This window comes from Rhodococcus sp. C26F (assembly GCF_053345925.1).
The window spans coordinates 552,186-567,708 of record NZ_JBKFBA010000001.1 but is presented as its reverse complement, the minus strand read 5'-3'; the positions used below and the strand labels follow the sequence as shown (position 1 = coordinate 567,708).

Below are 15,523 nucleotides of genomic sequence, written 5' to 3'. Positions count from 1 at the left end.
CTCAGGCACCTTCCTCGGTGGTGGGGCGCTTCATCATCAGCCCGACACGTTCGAGCAGGCAGACGAGTTCGTCGCGCTGGTTGAATCCCTTGTGTTCGAACCACACGATTCCGCTGTCGCTGCGGCTCTCGGATTCGCGCTTCTTCAAGATCGTGGTCTCGGCACGGAGCGTGTCGCCGTGGAAGACCGGATTGGGGAACTTCACCTTGTCGTAGCCGAGATTGCCCAGGGTGGTTCCCATGGTCAGCTCGGGCACGTGGAACGCACCGATCAGAGCGACGGTGAACAGGCTGTTGACCACGCGCTGCTTGTGGATGGTGGTCTTGCAGAACTCCTCGTCGAGGTGCAAGGGCTGGATGTTCATCGTCAACGACGTGAACATCACATTGTCCATCTCGGTGACGGTGCGGGTCATCGCATGCTTGTAATGCTTCCCCACTTCGAACTCCTCGAAGTACAACCCGCGCATCAGCGTTCACCCTTTCTCAGGATTGCCTCGGCCCGCTCGAGCCATTGGATTGCCTTGTCGTAATGGGCCTTGTCGATGTGGAGTCCGCGATAGCGGAGCGCGCCGACGCCCTCGGCTTCGGCCTTCTCGTAGGCCTCGACCATCCCCCGGTAGAACTCGAGATCCTCACGTGACGGGCTGAACACGTCGTTGACGGTCGCCACATGTGTCGGATGAATTGCGATCATCCCACGGAATCCGAGTTGTCTTCCACGAACCGCGAATTCACGCAGACCGTCGAGATTCTCGAGGTCCTCCCACAGTCCGGTCAACGCGTGGATGCCCGCTGCGCGGCAGGCCAGCAGCACTCGGCTGCGCAGGTACAGGGTTTCGAGCCCCTCGGGGGTCCACTCGTAGCCGACCTCACGGGCGATGTCGGCGTGTTCGGCGGACGGACCGATCATGGCGCCGACCCGCGGGGACGCCGACGCGATCTTCCGGCTGTTCTGGATCGCCCTGACCGTTTCGACCGGCACGATGTACTCGAGCCCCTCGACCCCGTTGCGCATCTCGAAGTGGTCGAGCAGCGCATCGTATTGCAGAACGTCGGTGGCCCGTTCGATCTTGGGAGCGAAGATCCCCGTCAACCCCGGAACGACGACGGATTCGAGGTCCGCACCGGTCAGGCGGGTCGCGAGCGGATTGACCCGCACGAACAAGCCGACCTCGCCGTTCGTCTCACGCACGCGGGTGATGGATTCCGCCACGGTGGTCCTGGCCGTTTCCTTCTCCGCGGCCGGCACCGAATCCTCGAGGTCGAGAACCACGCAGTCGGCTCCTGCCGCGATGGCCTTGTCCACCCAACGTGGCCGGTGTCCCGGCACGAACAGGATCGAACGATAGGGCTGCACGAGTTCCTCCTAGTAGCTGCGGGGCAGGCCGAGCACGTGTTCGGCGGTGTAGTTGAGAACCATTTCCTGGCTGATCGGGGCGATCCGCATCAACCTCGCCTCCCGGAAGTACCGTTCGACGTGGAACTCCTTGCCGTAACCGAAACCGCCGTGCGTCTGCAGGGCGACATCGGCGGCGTAGAAACCGGCCTCGGCGCAGAGGAACTTCGCGGCGTTCGCCTCGCGGCCGCACGGCAGTCCCTGATCGACCATCCAGGTCGCCTTGTCCAGCACCGCCTGGGCGGCGTCCAGACGGATCCGTGCCTCCGCCAGCTGGAAGGCGATCCCCTGGTTCTGTCCGATCGGTCGGCCGAAGACCTCGCGTTGCTTGGCGTAGTCGACCCCCCGACGCAATGCTGCTTCGCCGATGCCGAGGGCGGCGTTCGCGGAGATGACCCGTTCGGCGTTGAGACCGCCGAGGATGGTGCGGAAGCCGTGGCCGACCTCGCCGACGACGTCCTCGTCGGCGACGAACAACTCGTCGATGAACAACTCGTTGGTGTCGACCGCGTTGCGTCCCATCTTCGGGATCGGTCGGATCTGCACCTTGCTGCGGTCCATCTCGGCGAACATGAGGGTCATGCCGGCGGTGCGCTTGGCGTTCTCGTCGCGCGGGCTGGTGCGGCACAACAGGAGCATGCGCTCGGCCTCCTGCGCCTTCGTGATCCACACCTTCTTGCCGGAGACGAGCCATCCACCGTCGACCTTCTTCGCGAAGGTGCGGATGTTGGTGGTGTCGGTACCGGCATCCGGTTCGGTGACGGCGAAGGAGGTGTGCAGCTCGCCGGTGACGACGCGCGGCAGGTACTTGCGCTTCATCTCTTCGGAGCCGTGGTGGATGATCGGCTCGAAGCCGAAGATGCCGATGTGGACTGCGCTGCAGCCGCCCATGCCTGCGCCCGAGGCCGCGATCTCCCGTTCGACGATGGCGGCTTCGGTGACACCGAGTCCGCCACCGCCGTATTCCTCCGGCACGGTCAGGCCCATCCAGCCGCCGTCGGCCATCGCGTTGTAGAACTCCCAGGGGAATTCATGGGATTCGTCGTGTTCGGCCCAGTACTCGTCGGGGAATCGCTTGCACAGATCGCGGATTCCCTGTCGGATCTCGTCGTGGGTCTCGTCGGTGGTGAAATCCATCGATAACGCCTTCCTCGGCTCTCAGACCGCCGGCACCGTGGCGCGGTGGGTGTCGCGAATCGCGGTGCGGTCGTAGGTGTCGGGGGTAATCCCCTCCTCGCGGAGGGCGGCCTTGCGCACCTTCTCCGACGGCGTCTTGGGCAGTTCGTCCACGAATCGCAGATAGCGGGGGATGGCGAAGGCCGGCACCCTGCCGTCGCACCATGCGAGGATCTCCTCCGGGTCCGGGGTCCCACCACCGTTGCACACGACGGCGGCGAGCACCTCGTCCTCACCACCTTCGACGTCGGCGGGCACACCGATCACCGCACACTCGACCACCGCGGGGTGCCCCAGGACCGCCTGTTCGATCTCGTAGGAGCTGATGTTCTCTCCCCGGCGTCGCAACGCGTCCTTGTAGCGGTCCACGAAGTAGAACCAGCCGTGTTCGTCCTTCTTCAGCGCATCGCCCGTATGGAACCAGAGGTTGCGCCACGCCTCGAGCGTCTTCTCGGGCATGTTGTAGTAGCCCATGCTGCAGGTCCAGGGCTGAACCGGACGGACCACCAGTTCACCGACCTCTCCGACCTCGACCTCCCGGTCGTTCTCGGGATCGACCAGGCGGATGTCGAACCATTGTGACGCGGCCAGGCCGGCGGCGCCCGGCGGGCGCGGGACGCCGTAGGGGGCGATGATGGGGGCGCACGTCTCTGTCAGCCCGAAAGCGTCGACGAATGCTTCGATTCCGTAGCGCTTCTTGAAATCCTCGACGATCGAGCTCGCCGTCGGCGCGGCGTAGACACAACGCAACCGGTTGTCGAGGTCGTTGTCACGCGGCGGTTGCTTCCAGGCGAAGTCCATCATCACACCGACGAAATTGGTGACGGTGACATCGTCGTCACGCACGTGGTCGATCCACCGGCTCGCACTGAACTTGGGACGCACCACGGCGCGGGCACCGGCGATCAGTGCCGGGTAGACCGCCATGAACTGGGCGTTGCCATGGAACAGCGGGGTCGTGGTCAGGTATGTGTCGTCCTTCGTCAGCCGCGTGAAGCAGACGACCTCCTGCGCGAAGAAGTAGAGCTGGGAGTGCGGCATGGCCACGCCCTTGGACGGACCGGTGGTGCCCGAGGTGAAGAAGATGGCACCGAGCTCTTCGGGTGTCGCTTTCGGCAGCTCGAGGATCTCCCCGACTTCGAGATCTTCCCACTCGTCGGCCTCCCAACCGTGAGATCGAAGCAGTTCGATTGCTTCCGTGCGGTTTCCGCTATCGCCGTCGATCACCCAGAACTTCTCGACGCCGCGCGCATGCTCGGCGATCGCCACGAATCGTCGGGCGTACGCGGCGTCGATGACGGCCCACCGCGGCTCGACGGTGACGACCTGATGACGCAGGAACTCCCCTTCGTAGTTCGTGTTGATGGGCACCTCGACCAGGTTGCCGACCGCAGCGGCGAACCAGGTCCGCACCAGCTCCGAGGAGTTCTGTGCCATGATCACGACTCGGTCGCCTGCCTCGGCGCCATATCGGTACCAACTGCTGGCGATCGTCTCGGCGGAGGTGAGGATCTGTGAGTAGGTGAACCGGCGGTCTTCTTCCGGGGTGACCAAGAACTCCGAATCCGGTTGGGCTGCAGCATACGTCCTCAGAACATGATCGAGAGTCCATGTCTGCGGATCCGGGAAGGTGGGGTGGAGATCGGCGTAGGTCTGCATCATGTCAACTCTCGGTTCGGTGCGATCGCAGTGATCGAGGGGACCACGTCCTTGCCGAGGCGCGCGATGGCGGCGATCGTTTCGTCCGCATCCATAGTCGGCCACTGCGGTCGCATCAGCAACGGATCGACGGGAAGGGTGGTCACGAGGTCGGTGAGCTGCGCGACGACCTGTTCGGGATCGCCGACGACGGCATGCCCCGACACAGCCTTCGCGAACTCGTTCTCGAGGTCCGTCCCCTTCATGACGTCGAGGCCCTTGTTCATGTAGGTCAGATAACGACCCTGCGCCACCCGCGCGTACTCCTGCATCGCCTGGTCTCGGGTGTCCGCGACGAGGACGTTGCGGCGCAGCGGCTGCGGCCCGAACTCCTTGCCGCGCTCTGCGAACAGATCACGTACCACGCGGAAGCGTTCGAGGACTTCCTCTTTCGGGGTCTCCGGCGGAGTCGCGTAGGCGTCGCCGTACTTCCCTGCGCGACGCACACCGGCCATCGCGTGTGCTCCGATCCAGATGGGCGGATGCGGATCCTGCACCGGACGCAGATGTGGTTTGACGCCCTCGAGTCGGAAGTACTTGCCTTCGAATGTGACGTCGTCCTCGGTCCACAACTTCTTCATGACCTGGAGGGATTCGTCGAACCGGCCGGCCCGTTCCTTGAACGGGATTCCGAGATAGTCGAATTCCTCGGGGCGGTATCCCAGACCGGCACCGAAGATCAGACGCCCTTCCGTGACCACGTCGAGGGTGGCGATCTCCTCGGCGAGCATCACCGGGTGATACAGCGGCGCGATCATGATCTGGGTGACGAGCTTGACGTCCGGCTCGACGTGCGCGGCCAGTCGCGCCAGCAGGGGGACGGGTTGCAGCCATCGCAGGTCTCCGTAGAGGAAGTGCTGGCCGATGGCGATGTAGGTGAACCCGTTCTCCTGTGCCGCGTCGACGATGCGCAACACATCCTTGAACTGCTGGGCAGGACTGACCGATTTCGGTACGTCGCTGAGCAGTAATCCGACCTGAACCATTGTGCAGCTCCTCCCGTTGGACCAGCGTTACTGTGCGGTGAGTCCGCCGTCGACCGGGATGGTCGTGCCGGTGATGTAACTGGCGTCGTCACTGTTGAGGAAGGCGATCACCGAAGCGATCTCCTCCGGTTGGGCACCACGTCCGAGCGGGATGGTCGCAACGAAATCCTTCGTGAGGGCCGAGACGTCCGCGCCGGGTTCACGACCGAAGAACTGCGACAGCATCGGGGTGACCACCTGCCCCGGGCAGATGACGTTCACACGGATTCCGTCCTTGGCTCCGACCAGCGCCAGCGAGCGGGCGAACGGAACGAGGGAACCCTTCGTCATCGAGTAGATGGGGCTGAACGGGGAGCCGATGAGCGCCGAGGTCGACGACGTCAGCGTGATCGAGCCCTTGCCGTCGGCCTTCTTCAGCAGATCGAAACCGAGAGTCGTGGAGTAGTAGGCGCTTTTGACGTTGACCGCGATGTTCTTCTCCCATTCCGCGTCGTCCACGTCGATTCCGCCGGGCCCGGGCATACCGACCTGGGCGTGCAGCGCATGCAGTACGCCGTGTTCGGCCTCGATCTTGCCGAACAGAGCGCGCAGGTCGTCCTTGTTCGTGGCGTCGACCCGGATGGGTGTGGCCGCTCCGCCGTCGGAACGGATCTCCTCGGCGACGGTGTTCGCGCCCTCTTCGGACAGGTCGGCGACGTAGACGTGACCGCCTTCCTGTGCGATCCGGTGGCTGATCGCCCGGCCCATTCCCGAACCGCCACCGATGATTGCGGCGATGCGTCCTTCGTATCGACCCAACATGTCGTTCACCTCGTTCTTCCAAGAAGTTCGGAATTGTGTGTGCGTTCTCAGGCGCGCTGATCGAATGTGCGGCCGAGCAGTTCGGAGACGATCCGGGTGCGCTGCATGGTCGGAGTTCCGCCGGCGAGCGCCCAACCGTGCGAATCCCGGTGCAGGCGTTCGATTCCGAATTCCTCGGTGTACCCGTTACCGCCGTGCAGCTGGATGGCCGTGTCCGTCACACGCTTGGCCATCTCGTTGGCCGTGCACTTCGCGAGGGAGACCTCGAGCGGATCGGGCAGTCCATCGACGATGTTGGCCACCGCCCGGTCGCGGAGCAGACGTGCGGCTTCGACCTGCAGGACCATGTCCGCCAACATCATCTGGACGGATTGGAATTCGACCAGCGGCTTGCCGAACTGGTACCGCTCCTGCACGTAGGAGACGGTACGGTCGAGTGCTTCCTGTCCGATCGCCAGGCTCATGGTCGTGTTGCCGAGGCGTTCGATGGTGAAGGCACCGAACAACTTCCTGAACGCGCCCGCCTCGGCGACCACGTTCTCCTCGGGCACGACGACCTGGTCGTAGAAGATGTCGGCGGACGGGATACCCCGGAAACCCATGAGTTTCTCTCGTGCCCCGAAGGACATTCCGGGGCGGTCGGCTTCGACCAGGACCGCGCCGATCGCCTTCGAACCGGGGGCGTCGCTCATTCTGCAGTAGGTGAGGTAGACGTCGGCTTCGCTGCCGTTGGAGATCCAACGCTTCATGCCGTTGACCACGACACCCTCGTCGGTGCGGGTCGCCTTGGTGGTCATGTCGGTTGCAGCGGAGCCTGCATCGGGCTCGGAAATGGCGACGGCCATCGTGATCTCGCCGGCGACGATCCGGGGGAGGAAGGTCTTCTTCTGGTGTTCGGTGCCCATGAGCGCGACGACCTGAGCGGGACCGGTATTGGATTCGAAGATCTGGAAGGCGGCGGGCCGGCAGACCTTGGCGAACTCCTCGATCACCGCGAGGGCATGCGACAGCGGTGCTCCCGAACCTCCGTACTCCTCGGGCAATGCGATACCGAGGTAGCCGAGCTCTCCGAGGAAACGGCGCTCTTCGTGCGGAAACGCAGTGCGATCAAGGTCCCACTGTGCCGCTTTCGGCGCGTAACGCTCACGTGCCACTCGGGCGGCGGCCTCACGAATTTCGCGGAGTTCGTCCTCCACTCCCGGATTCCCCATGACGCCACCTTTCCTGTTCATCATTAACCTAGAGATGCGGGTCGGTGTGGTCAAGGTCACTCACTCCGACGGGTGAATAGTAACCATGATAATGATTAGTCCGCAATTGCTAGGCTGTCGGCGTGTCATCCGCGACAGCTCGTCGCATCAGTACCCAGTTTCGGAGGCCTCATGCCGATCGACATCGACCCCGATCGTCTCGACACGCTCACCCGTCGCCTGGCGCGACTCGAGGATCGAGCCCGGATCCAGGACCTGATCGCCGCCTATGCGATCGCAGTCGACGACCGAGATCTCGACGCCGTGGTCTCGATGTTCACCGAGGACGGCGAATTCGTCCGCTCCGGCGTCACATCACGAGGCCGAGACACCATCCGCGCCTTCTACCGCGGTGCCATGGATCGATACATCCTCACACTGCACCAGCCACTGAGCGATCTGATCAGCCTCGACGGTGATCACGCCCGGGGGTTGCTCACCGGACGCGCCGAACTCGCACTCGACGGCACACTGGTGCTGGCGTCCTACAGGTACGCCGACGAGTACGTCCGACGCGGTGAGGATTGGCTCTTCGCCCGCCGCGACCTGCGTTTCCACTATGCAGTCCCCGTCGGCGAGCTGAACGACGGTGTTTGTGCGGACGAACGCATCCGCTGGCCCGGCACTCCCCCACGTGTCGGAGACCTGCCCTAGAGGCGGTGGCGCTATCCCCTTTGTGACCGGCGCCATATCGAGGCACGATCTGATCTATAGTAACCATCATCATTGATTCCCACTCCGGGAGGCTCCCCATGAATCGTGCCGTGATCGTCGACGCCGTCCGATCCCCTGTCTGCAAGGGCAAGACCACCGGTGCCCTTGCGGGCGTCCATCCGAACGACCTGCTCGCCGCCGTCCTCTCCGGTCTCGTCTCCCGCAACGACCTCGACCCCGGATCGATCGACGACGTGATCGTCGGCTGCGTCAACCAATCCGGCGAACAGTCGGCGACCCCGGGCCGACAGGCACTGCTGGCCGCCGGCTTCCCGGAACAAGTTCCCTCCGTAACCGTCGAACGCAAGTGTGGGTCCGGTCAGCAAGCCGTGGACTTCGCCGTGCAGGGCATCGAATCCGGCGCATACGACATCGTGGTCGCCGCCGGCATCGAATCGATGAGTCGTGTCCCCATGGGGTCCGCCGCCCTGGGGAAGGATGTCCACGGCAACGGCATGCGCAAGCGTTTTCCCGGCCTGGTACCGCAAGGGATCGCGGCGGAACTCGTCGCCCACAAGTGGGCACTGAGCCGCGCAGAACTGGACGACTATTCCGCCCGCTCCCACGAACGGGCGGCCCACGCGCAACGCGAGGGGTGGTTCGACTCCGAGATCGTTCCCGTCGCCACTCCCGACGGGACCGTCACGGCGGACGAGACCATTCGCGAAGGCACCACCGCCGATGCCCTCGCGGGTCTGCGCCCGGCATTCGCCACGGAGGAATGGCGCTCCCGGTTCCCGGATCTCGACTGGAAGATCACCGCCGGAAACTCCTCACAGATCTCCGACGGTGCAGCGGCCCTGCTCATCATGTCGGAAGACCGCGCCCGCGCACTCGGACTACGTCCACGCGCAGTGGTCCGCGCCGGCGCTGTCGTCGGAGACGACCCGACCCTGATGCTCACCGGCCCCGTCCCCGCCACCGAGAAGGTGCTGCACCGAGCCGGACTGTCGTTGCGGGACATCGATGCCTTCGAGGTCAACGAGGCCTTCGCCTCGGTTCCCCTCGCCTGGCAGCGGGAGATGGGTGTCCCGGACGAAGTACTCAATCCCGCGGGCGGCGCCATCGCGCTCGGCCATCCCCTCGGCGCGTCCGGGGCGCGCCTGATGACATCGCTACTCGCACACCTGGAACGAATCGACGGACGCTACGGCCTTCAGACCATGTGCGAGGCGGGCGGAATGGCCAACGCCACGATTCTCGAACGAATCCGATAACCGGAACAGACAGGAGCAATCATGGACATGACGCAGGGATCCGCCGTCGTCACCGGAGGAGCCTCCGGCCTCGGCCGGGCCACGGTCGAACGTTTCGTCGCGCAGGGCACACCCACGGTGATCGTCGATCTGCCGACCTCCGACGGGGAGGTGGTCGCGAAAGCACTCGGCGACCTCGCGATGTTCGCACCCGCCGACGTCACCGACCCGGAAGCGGTCGATCGCGCCCTCGACGCCGCCGAAGCGCTCGCTCCGATCCGGGCCGTGGTGCACTGCGCCGGTCGCGGCGGCACCGTCCGGGTCGTCGAGAAGGACGGCACCCCCGGCTCCCTCGACCTCTACGAGAACCTCGTCCGGATCAATCTCGTCGGTTCGTTCAACGTCCTTCGCCTGGCGGCCGCCCGCATGGTGCGCAACGAACCCGTGGACGGCGAACGCGGTGTCGTGATCCTCACTGCTTCCGTAGCGGCTTGGGAAGGTCAGATCGGCCAGATCCCCTACGCCTCCGCCAAGGCCGGCGTGGTCGGCATGACCCTGGTCGCAGCCCGCGACCTGTCGCGAAAATTGGTTCGCGTCAACAGCATCGCGCCGGGAACGTTCGACACACCGATCCTCTCCCGGTTCTCCCAGGAGATCCGAGACGGCCTCGCTGCCCAGACACCGCATCCGGCACGGCTGGGACAGCCCGACGAGTACGCCAAGCTCGCACTGTCGATCGTCGACAACGCCATGATCAACGGCGAGACGATCCGCATCGACGGTGCCATCCGCATGCAACCACGATAGGAACGACCATGAACACACCGGTCCATGTCGAACAGTCCGACGGTGTCCAGATCATCACGATCAACCGCCCCGAAATCCGCAACGCGATCGACACCGAGACGGCCGTGGCCATCGCAGCCGCGCTCGACGAACTCGACGACCGTGACGATCTCGTCGCCGGAGTCATCACCGGAGCCGGCAGGACCTTCTGCACGGGAATGGATCTCAAGGCCTTCCTGGCAGGAGAACGCCCCTCTGTCGAGGGGAGGGGATTCGCCGGCATCACCGAGAAGTCGCCCGCCAAGCCACTGATCGCAGCGGTGGAAGGACATGCCGTCGCCGGCGGTTTCGAGATCGTGCTGGCGTGCGATCTCATCGTCGCCTCCGAAACCGCGGTCTTCGGGCTACCGGAGGTCAAGCGTGGCCTGCTCGCCGGCGGCGGTGGTCTGTTGCGTCTGCCACGCCGCGTCCCCCACCAACTCGCCGTCGAATGGTGCCTTACGGGCGAGTTCGTCTCCGCCACCACCGCCTACGACGCGAAGTTGCTCAACCGCCTCGTACCCGAGGGCACGGCGTTGGAGGAAGCTCTGCAGCTGGCGCGGACCATCGCGAAGAACGGTCCGCTCGCACTACGTGCGACCAAGGAGATCATCGCTCAGGCGCGGGACTGGTCGAACGCCGAGGAATTCGACAGGATGCGCGAGATCTACGAGCCGGTACGTTCCTCACAGGACGCCCAGGAAGGTGCACGCGCCTTCAAGGAGAAGCGCGAACCGGTCTGGCAAGGACGCTGATCCGACGGTCCACCGACAACGAAAGGTCCCCCGAGAATCTCCTCGGGGGACCTTTCCGATGCAGTCGCTCAGGTCTTGGCGGGCTCCATCAGCACCACCTCACGGGTGCCGTCCCACTCGACCAGCACACCCGCGGTGCGCATGTCGTGGCCTTCGAAACCGATCGATCCCTGAGCACCCTCGAAGCCGTTCTCGAGGACGACTTCGAGACCACGCTGGATGTCCTGCCGTGAAGCACCACCCGCCGCCTTGATCGCGTGCGCAATCATCCATGCCGCGTCGTAACCTTCGGCTGCATAGTTCACGGGATCCTCGCCGTACTTCGCGCGATAGGCGGAGACGAACGCCTGAGAGGACGGGAACGGCTGGTCCACTGTGAAGTTCGTGGTCCAGAACATGCCGGCCCCGTCCGCGCCGGCCGGAGCGAGATTGCCGGTACCCGCCCCGGTCTGTCCGAGAACGGGGCCGTCGTATCCGGCCTGCCGCAGCTGGCGCATCGCGGTGGCGTTCTGCGCACCCACGATCAGCATCGCAACCGCATCCGGTTTCTCCGCAGCGATCTTCGACGCGGACGTGGCGAAGTCCTGGGTGGAGTTCTGCACCGCGGTGGCCGAGACGATCTCGAAACCGTACTCGTCCTGGCCTTCGACAAGGTTCTTCTCGGCCATCTCCGTCAAGGCCGGATTACCGGCGTTGTACAACACACTCAGCCGTCGGACACCGAGCTGCTGCAGGTGCGCCATCGAGGTCGCGACATGCGTCGTCTGCGGCGGCGTGGCGCGGAAGGTGTAGTCACCGATCAGCACCCCGTCGCTCGCCGACTGTGTGTAGATCGTCGGTAGTCCCGAGCGCTCCGCGAGGGGCGAGATCGCCGTGGCCTGTGCGCTGGAGATACCCCCGATCATGGCGCTGACGGAACGATCGGCGGTGGCCTCCACGGCCTGACTCACCGCGGTCTGGGTGTCGCTCGCAGCGTCTCGGCTGCGCAAGGAGATCCGCGAACCGTCGAGATAGTCCTGCTCGTTGATCTGCTCGACGGCCAACTCGATTCCGCGGAACTGTGGTTGTCCCCCGAACGCCGTCAACCCCGTCTTGTCCGTGACGGACACGATCTCGATCTCGGCGGGCATCTCACCGTCGGCGACCGGACCGCCACCGGAACCACACGCCGTGGTGAGGACGAGACCGGCGAGCGCGGCAACCGCGACCGGCAGATGTTTCTTCATGATCTTCAGCTCTCGACTCCGCTGTCCGACCCGGTCAGTGCAGCCTCTCCGAGGAAGGCCGACACGACCGAGGAATGTATCCGTGCTTCCTCGGCGGGTCCCGAATAGACCGACTCACCTCGATTGACCACGACGACGTCGTCCGCGATCTTCATGCCCGCTTCGGCGTTCTGCTCGACCATGAGCACACCGATACCTCGGTCCGCGATGGCGCGGACGCTGTCCATGACGCGGTCGACCACCGCAGGTGCCAATCCCATGGACGGCTCGTCCATCAGGATGTAGGAGGGTTGGGACATGAGGCTGCGCCCGAACGCGAGCATCTGCTGTTCGCCGCCGCTGAGCAGACCGGCGGGACCATCCTGTCGTTCCTCGAGGATGGGAAACATCTCGAACGCCCGGCGCATCGACTCCTCGCGGTCCTTCTTCGAAGCGATCAGACCACCGACCTTGAGGTTCTCCCCCACGGTCAGCGACGAGAAGACCCGGCGTCCCTCCGGCACCAGTGACACTCCGCGGGCGAGGATCCGGTGCGCCGGCCACCCTACGACGGACTTCCCGTCGACCAGGATCTCTCCGGAGGTGGGGGCATTCAGTCCGGCGACCGTGCGCAGAGTGGTGGTCTTGCCGGCCCCGTTCGCCCCGAGCACCAGGGTGACACGGCCGGGATGTGCGGTCACCGACACACCGCGGACCGCACTGACCTTGCCGTAGTCGACATGGAGATCACGAATCTCGATCATCGTTGTCCTGCTTTCCGAGATAGGCCTCGCGCACCGCCGGATCACGCACGACATCCGAGGGTGTGCCCGACGCGATCAAGCGTCCGGAGTTCATGGCGAAGAGGTGGTCACAGACGTCGACCATCATCTGCACGTCGTGTTCGACGATGAGCTGGGTGAGTCCCTCGGCCCGTAGATCGGCCATCAACTCCCCGATCTCCTCCCGTTCGAAACGGTTCATGCCCGCTGTGGGTTCATCGAGCAGGAGCAGCTTCGGTGACATCACGATTGCTCGGGCGATCTCGACGCGTCGTTGCAGACCGTAGGACAGCTGTCCCGGCCGTAGAGCCTCCTTGCCGGCCAGTCCGGTCCGTTCGAGTGCCGTCGCCACCGCGGCGTCGGTGGTCTCGCGGTCCGCCTTACCGGGACGGCGCCACCACGGCCGCGCCCCGGCGATCAGATCGTGTCCGAGTTGGACGTTCTCCCGAACCGTGAGGTCCTCGAGCAGCCGGACGGTCTGGAACGTCCGGCCGATACCGAGTCGCGCGACAGCTTCCGGCCGGACCCGCGAGTACTCGTGCCCTTCGAAACGAAGCGTTCCGCGGGTGAGTGGGGTCAGACGTGTGATCGCGCCGAGCAGGGTGCTCTTACCGGATCCGTTCGGGCCGAGGATGCCCGAGATCCGGCCGCGCGCCAATCCCAGAGTGATTCCGTCGACGGCCTTGATCCCTCCGAAGTGGACGGCGAGATCGTCCAGCGTCAGTACTTCGACCGCATCGGGACCCGAGTGGTCCGGTTGTGGTCGAACGAGTTCGGTGGTCATCGGGACCCTCCTGACGGGGTTGTGGACGACGCAAGCTCGGCCTGGAGTTCCGCGGCCTCTGCGGCATCTTCCTCGGCCGCGCGGGCTTCGAGTCGTTGCTCCGATTCGAGGGCGTCGGCGTTCGACCGAGCGGACCGGCGACGGTACAGATCCGTGACGATTCCGGTGATACCGCCGGGCATGAAGATCGCGGCGATGGCGACGATCACGCCGTAGACGATGCTCTGGTACGTTCCGACCTGTTCGAGTACGACGGGCAACCAGGTGAAGATCAGAGCACCGATGAGAACCCCGATCCACGAACGGGAACCACCGACGATGATGATCGTCAGGGCCAGCACGATCAGCGGGAAGCCGATGTTCTCCGGAGCGATCGCGGTCATCATGAGGATGTTCAGTCCCCCACCCAGCGCCCCGAGGACACCGCTGAGGACGAACGACATCTTGCGGTAGCGGGCGACGTTGATACCCATGGCGGAGGCCAGCTCTGGGTCTTCGCGGACCGCTTCGATCCGACGTCCCATCGCGCCGCGCTCGCTGACGATCATCGCCGCGACCACGACCGCGCACACCGCGAGGAGATGCGGGACGGAGATCTCCACCGGGGTGAGTACACCGAACAATCCGACCGAACCACCGGTGAGAGTGCCGCCGTTGTGGGCGACCACCGTCACGATCATCACGAACGCGACGGTCGCCATCGCCAGATAGAGGCCGTTGAGCCGCTGTACGACGAGGGAGAGCAGATACCCGACCACGGCGCAGATCACGACGATCGTCGCGAGTGCGGAGAATGCCCCGAAGTCGTAGTGCAGAACGAGGATTGCGACTCCGTACGAGCCCATCCCGTAGAACGCCGCGCCGGCGAACGAGAACACTCCCATCCGGAACTGGATCTGGATGCTCAGAGCGAGGAGCAGCACCGTGAACGTGCTCTGGATGAGCACGATGTTGGAGAAGTAGAAGTCACTCATACCCGTCGCACCTCCTTCTTTCCGAAGATTCCCTGCGGGCGCAGGAGCAGCACGACCAGGATCAGACCGAAGCCGACGGCGTCGACCCATCCGCCGCCGGTGTACCGCAGGACGAGGACCTCGGAGAAGGCCAGGATCATGGCACCGAGGGCAGCTCCGCCGGTGCTGCCGACTCCTCCGAGGATGATGATGGCGAATGCCTTGATCAGCAGCGTCTCGCCGCTCTCGGCGGTGATGGCTCCGAGGTTGAAGGTGAGCAGCGCGCCGGCGAGTCCGGCGAGGCCACCCGAGATCCCCATGGTCAGCAACGACAACTGCCGACGTTTGACGCCCATGAGCTCGGCGGTTTCAGGATCGACACCGATGGCTCGCAGTGCGAGTCCGTGACTGGTGTTCTTGAGCCAGTACGCGATCGAGGCGGTCAACACGAGTGCGCAGCCGAGCACGACCAACCCGGTGCTGGACAGTCGCATCCCGCCGAAGCTGTGCACCGTGGTCTCGTAGGTGCTGCGCAGAAATCCGAAAGGTTCGCTGAGAGTGTAGAACTGAACGATCGCGACCGGAATGGTCCCGATGCCGATACCACCGATGAGAATCTGGAGTTCGGCGGTCCGTTGGTTCTTCGCCCTTCGGAGGATGGGCTGGAAGGCCAGCACATCGATCGCCGCCGACACCACCGCACCGACCACCGCCGAGATGACACAGATCGCGACCAGTCCCAGTTCGACGTGCGAAACGATCTGCGAGGCCACGAACGCGGAGAACATGAAGATCCCGCCGTGGGCGAAGTTCAGGATGTCGATCGTGCCCCAGGAGATGCTCATTCCCAGGCAGAACAACAGATAGATGGACCCGAGTACGAGCGCATCGATCACCAGTTGAGACATGGCGCCGCTTCCTTCGATCTCATTGACGCTGAATTCTTCTCGGAACGCGTGCGCACCGGCTGCACGCAGTCGACCTGCACGGTTCCGACATC

Annotated in this window: 16 protein-coding genes; 4 read left to right on the top strand and 12 right to left on the bottom strand. The window is 64.6% G+C overall.

What is annotated here, in order from left to right; all coding sequences use genetic code 11:
• Position 1: 1 nt before the first annotated feature.
• The 7 genes from ACLBYD_RS02690 to ACLBYD_RS02660 are packed head-to-tail and all read right to left on the bottom strand — an operon-like array spanning position 2 to position 7,270.
• Entirely contained in the window at positions 2–469 is a 468-nt protein-coding gene (locus ACLBYD_RS02690; RefSeq protein WP_094979840.1) for a MaoC family dehydratase, read from the bottom strand.
• Positions 469–1,359, bottom strand: coding sequence for an HpcH/HpaI aldolase/citrate lyase family protein (locus ACLBYD_RS02685; protein ID WP_447815288.1), 891 nt, complete (start codon positions 1,357–1,359; stop codon positions 469–471). Before ACLBYD_RS02685 ends, ACLBYD_RS02690 begins: the two co-directional genes overlap by 1 nt.
• A 9-nt stretch (positions 1,360–1,368) precedes the next feature.
• Positions 1,369–2,535 (bottom strand): acyl-CoA dehydrogenase family protein, encoded by a 1,167-nt coding sequence (locus ACLBYD_RS02680; RefSeq protein WP_016691773.1) that lies wholly within the window; start codon positions 2,533–2,535, stop codon positions 1,369–1,371.
• Between the two features lie 21 nt (positions 2,536–2,556).
• On the bottom strand, positions 2,557–4,233 hold the full coding sequence (locus tag ACLBYD_RS02675) for an ATP-dependent acyl-CoA ligase (protein ID WP_447815287.1): 1,677 nt from the start codon (positions 4,231–4,233) through the stop codon (positions 2,557–2,559).
• Entirely contained in the window at positions 4,233–5,258 is a 1,026-nt protein-coding gene (locus ACLBYD_RS02670; protein WP_447815286.1) for an LLM class flavin-dependent oxidoreductase, read from the bottom strand. Before ACLBYD_RS02670 ends, ACLBYD_RS02675 begins: the two co-directional genes overlap by 1 nt.
• Before the next feature lie 27 nt (positions 5,259–5,285).
• Positions 5,286–6,059 carry an SDR family NAD(P)-dependent oxidoreductase gene (locus tag ACLBYD_RS02665; protein WP_218775631.1) on the bottom strand — a complete coding sequence of 258 codons (774 nt, stop codon included), beginning with the start codon at positions 6,057–6,059 and terminating at the stop codon, positions 5,286–5,288.
• A 47-nt stretch (positions 6,060–6,106) separates the two neighbouring features.
• Positions 6,107–7,270 carry an acyl-CoA dehydrogenase family protein gene (locus ACLBYD_RS02660; RefSeq protein WP_121208805.1) on the bottom strand — a complete coding sequence of 388 codons (1,164 nt, stop codon included), beginning with the start codon at positions 7,268–7,270 and terminating at the stop codon, positions 6,107–6,109.
• A 171-nt stretch (positions 7,271–7,441) separates the two neighbouring features.
• Between ACLBYD_RS02660 and ACLBYD_RS02655 the strand changes: the two genes are divergently transcribed.
• The 4 genes from ACLBYD_RS02655 (at position 7,442) to ACLBYD_RS02640 (ending at position 10,799) form a co-directional block, all read left to right on the top strand.
• A complete protein-coding gene (locus ACLBYD_RS02655) occupies positions 7,442–7,963 on the top strand; it encodes a nuclear transport factor 2 family protein (RefSeq protein ID WP_447815285.1) in 522 nt (173 codons plus the stop codon).
• A 98-nt stretch (positions 7,964–8,061) separates the two neighbouring features.
• Positions 8,062–9,240 carry a thiolase family protein gene (locus ACLBYD_RS02650; RefSeq protein WP_447815284.1) on the top strand — a complete coding sequence of 393 codons (1,179 nt, stop codon included), beginning with the start codon at positions 8,062–8,064 and terminating at the stop codon, positions 9,238–9,240.
• Positions 9,241–9,261: 21 nt separating this feature from the next.
• Positions 9,262–10,026 (top strand): SDR family NAD(P)-dependent oxidoreductase, encoded by a 765-nt coding sequence (locus ACLBYD_RS02645; RefSeq protein ID WP_447815283.1) that lies wholly within the window; start codon positions 9,262–9,264, stop codon positions 10,024–10,026.
• 8 nt (positions 10,027–10,034) lie between these two features.
• Positions 10,035–10,799: a crotonase/enoyl-CoA hydratase family protein gene (locus tag ACLBYD_RS02640; RefSeq protein WP_094979833.1), complete on the top strand. Its 765-nt coding sequence runs from the start codon at positions 10,035–10,037 to the stop codon at positions 10,797–10,799.
• Positions 10,800–10,867: 68 nt separating this feature from the next.
• On the opposite strand, the gene ACLBYD_RS02635 is transcribed toward ACLBYD_RS02640, so the two are convergent.
• Genes ACLBYD_RS02635 through ACLBYD_RS02615 form a run of 5 tightly spaced genes read right to left on the bottom strand, consistent with a single transcriptional unit; the run spans position 10,868 to position 15,431 of the window.
• A complete protein-coding gene (locus tag ACLBYD_RS02635; RefSeq protein WP_447815281.1) occupies positions 10,868–12,025 on the bottom strand; it encodes an ABC transporter substrate-binding protein in 1,158 nt (385 codons plus the stop codon).
• A 5-nt stretch (positions 12,026–12,030) separates the two neighbouring features.
• Complete coding sequence (locus ACLBYD_RS02630; protein ID WP_094979831.1) at positions 12,031–12,768, bottom strand: ABC transporter ATP-binding protein; 738 nt, start codon at positions 12,766–12,768, stop codon at positions 12,031–12,033.
• On the bottom strand, positions 12,752–13,570 hold the full coding sequence (locus ACLBYD_RS02625) for an ABC transporter ATP-binding protein (RefSeq protein ID WP_094979830.1): 819 nt from the start codon (positions 13,568–13,570) through the stop codon (positions 12,752–12,754). Before ACLBYD_RS02625 ends, ACLBYD_RS02630 begins: the two co-directional genes overlap by 17 nt.
• Entirely contained in the window at positions 13,567–14,544 is a 978-nt protein-coding gene (locus ACLBYD_RS02620) for a branched-chain amino acid ABC transporter permease (protein WP_271036141.1), read from the bottom strand. Before ACLBYD_RS02620 ends, ACLBYD_RS02625 begins: the two co-directional genes overlap by 4 nt.
• Positions 14,541–15,431, bottom strand: a complete 891-nt coding sequence (locus ACLBYD_RS02615; protein WP_447815280.1) for a branched-chain amino acid ABC transporter permease — start codon at positions 15,429–15,431, stop codon at positions 14,541–14,543. Before ACLBYD_RS02615 ends, ACLBYD_RS02620 begins: the two co-directional genes overlap by 4 nt.
• Between the last annotated feature and the right edge of the window lie 92 nt (positions 15,432–15,523).